General features: G+C 58.7%; 2 protein-coding genes and 1 pseudogene. All 3 read left to right on the top strand.

Annotated features, from left to right (window positions below; genetic code table 11):
• Positions 1 to 93, top strand: a pseudogene (locus tag AC4GMC_RS17955) (molecular chaperone TorD); the annotation flags it as partial.
• A 69-nt stretch (positions 94 to 162) separates the two neighbouring features.
• On the top strand, positions 163 to 348 hold the full coding sequence (locus tag AC4GMC_RS17950) for a twin-arginine translocation signal domain-containing protein (RefSeq protein WP_038006343.1): 186 nt from the start codon (positions 163 to 165) through the stop codon (positions 346 to 348).
• Positions 349 to 498: 150 nt separating this feature from the next.
• The coding region (locus AC4GMC_RS17945; protein WP_488082134.1) for a molybdopterin-dependent oxidoreductase at positions 499 to 3,044 on the top strand (2,546 nt) is incomplete at its 3' end.

The following is a 3,044-nucleotide window of genomic DNA, read 5'->3' as shown; positions in this document are numbered from 1 at the left end:
GCGAAAACCTCACTCTTTTACACACCGGTCGGAACGATCGGGCGTGTGTTCATGGAGATTGAGGCCGAAGCCTTCCGGATGAGCGCGGAGTAATCCGCATTTCGAGTGGCGCAAGCACCGCAAGGGGCTGGCGTCAGAACCCATGAAACCCACGGAGATTTCATGACAGAGAAAGCGACCAAGGCATCACGCCGCGACTTTCTGAAACTTGCAGGCACTGCGGCACCCGTTGCTGCGGTTGCAATGGCAGCAGGGGACACGGCTGAAGCCGCGGCACCCGACCTGACCAGCGAGACCATTCAGGATACCGCACACACACGTGCCTATTTCGAAAGCGCCCGTTTCTAGGCGGCTATGATTTCGGCGTCCGGACTTCGGGCGTGGGAGGAGACGATCCAAGCGACTGGTTGCGTGACGCCCGACTGCGACAGATCACACTTAAACACCAAGCGCGTGAGGCCCTGAAATTGGGTCGAACAAGCACGGAAGGAATGTAATATGCTTAGGAAAAAGACCAATGGGGTTGCGCGACGCCCCCAGCGGACCACTCTCCTGTCTGAAGCAGCCAACGCCACGGTAGACCGGCGCGCTTTCTTGCGCGGCTCGGGTCTGGCCATCGGCGGTCTGGCGGCCATCGCAGCCACTGGTGGTGCGGTGAAACCCGCATCCGCAGCAGCGGGCGCAGTTTCAGGCAACGTTGAAACCATTAAATCGGTCTGCACCCACTGTTCGGTGGGTTGTTCCGTTGTGGCCGAAGTGTCCAACGGTGTGTGGACTGGGCAAGAGCCCGGCTGGGACAGCCCCTTTAACCTCGGTGCGCATTGCGCCAAGGGGGCCTCGGTTCGTGAGCACGCCCACGGCGAACGCCGCCTCAAATACCCCATAAAAAAAGAGGGTGGTGAGTGGAAGCGCATTAGCTGGGAACAGGCGATCAACGAGATCGGCGACGGCATGACGTCCATCCGCGAAGAAAGCGGCCCGGACAGCGTTTACTGGCTCGGCTCCGCCAAGCACAACAACGAGCAGGCTTACCTGTTCCGCAAGTTCGCAGCCTACTGGGGCACGAACAACGTGGATCACCAAGCCCGTATTTGTCACTCCACGACTGTGGCTGGTGTTGCGAACACATGGGGCTACGGCGCCATGACGAACTCGTACAACGACATCCACAACTCCAAAGCGATCTTCATGATCGGCTCCAACGCCGCAGAAGCGCACCCGATTTCGCTGCTTCACATCCTGAAGGCGAAGGAAGAAAACAACGCACCCGTCATCGTTTGCGACCCGCGCTTCACGCGGACTGCGGCACACGCTGATGAGTACGTTCGCTTCCGTCCCGGTACCGACGTGGCGCTGGTTTGGGGTATTCTGTACCACATCTTCGAAAACGGTTGGGAAGACAAAGAGTTCATCCGCACCCGCGTTTGGGGCATGGACCAGATCCGTGACGAAGTGGCCAAATGGACACCCGAAGAGGTCGAGCGCGTAACCGGCACCCCCGGTGAGCAGCTGCGCCGCGTTGCTAAAACGCTTGCAAACAACCGCCCCGGCACCGTGATTTGGTGTATGGGTGGCACGCAGCACACCAATGGTAACAACAACACACGTGCGTACTGTGTGCTTCAGCTGGCGCTGGGCAACATGGGCACGTCGGGTGGCGGTACCAACATTTTCCGCGGCCACGACAACGTGCAAGGCGCAACCGACCTTGGTGTTCTGTCGCACACGCTGCCAGGCTACTACGGTCTGTCCAACGGCGCTTGGGGGCACTGGGCCCGCGTTTGGGGTGAAGATCCCGAATGGCTTGCAGGTCAGTTCGGTTCCATCACCGGCGCCGACGGCAAGGAAAAGTCGCTTCAGAACCTCACGGGTATTCCTGTGTCGCGCTGGATCGATGGTATCCTTGAGGAAAAGGACAACATGGATCAGAACGACAACGTTCGTGCCATGGTGCTCTGGGGCCACGCGCCTAACTCGCAAACCCGTCAGGTCGAGATGAAGACCGCGATGGAGAAGCTGGACATGCTGGTTGTTATCGACCCGTACCCCACCGTCTCTGCCGTTCTGCACGACCGTACCGATGGTGTTTACCTGCTGCCCGCGTGTACGCAGTTCGAAACACGTGGCTCGGTGACGGCCTCCAACCGTTCGCTTCAGTGGCGTGACAAGGTTGTGGACCCTCTCTTCGAGAGCAAAACAGACCACGAAATCATCGGTCTGTTTGCGAAGAAGTTCGGCTTTGCTGATCGCTTCTTCCGCAACATCGAGATGGAAGATGAAGTTACGCCAAACGTTGAAAGCGTCACGCGTGAGTTCAACAGCGGTTTGTGGACAATCGGTTACACGGGCCAAAGCCCTGAGCGGATCAAACTCCACATGGCCAACCAGCACACCTTTGATCGCACGACGCTCAAAGCCGTTGGTGGACCCGCTGATGGGGACTACTACGGTCTGCCATGGCCTTGCTGGGGCACCGCCGACATGAAGCACCCTGGTACGCCCAACCTCTACGATATGTCGAAGTCGGTTGCTGATGGTGGTCTTACCTTCCGCGCACGTTTCGGCGTTGAGCGGGACGGCGACAACCTGTTGGCCGAAGGCGTCTACTCCAAAGACAGTGAGATCAAGGACGGCTACCCCGAGTTCACCATGCAAATGCTGATGGACCTTGGGTGGGACGGCGATCTGACTGCGGACGAACGTGCCGCGATCGACGCTGTTGCAGGCCCCAAGACCAACTGGAAAACCGACCTTTCGGGCGGCATCCAGCGGGTTGCGATCAAGCATGGTTGTGCGCCCTTCGGGAACGCAAAAGCCCGTGCCGTCGTGTGGACCTTCCCTGATCCCGTACCAACACACCGTGAGCCGCTCTATACGCCACGTCGTGATCTGGTCGCGGATTACCCCACCTATGAGGACCGTAAGTTCTATCGTCTGCCGACGATGTACGCCTCGATCCAAAAGAACGACTTCAGCAAGGATTACCCAATTATCCTGACCTCTGGTCGTCTTGTGGAATATGAAGGTGGCGGTGATGAAACCCG

Source organism: Thalassobacter sp. (genome assembly GCF_982993085.1).
This window is presented reverse-complemented; position numbering and strand designations above follow the sequence as displayed.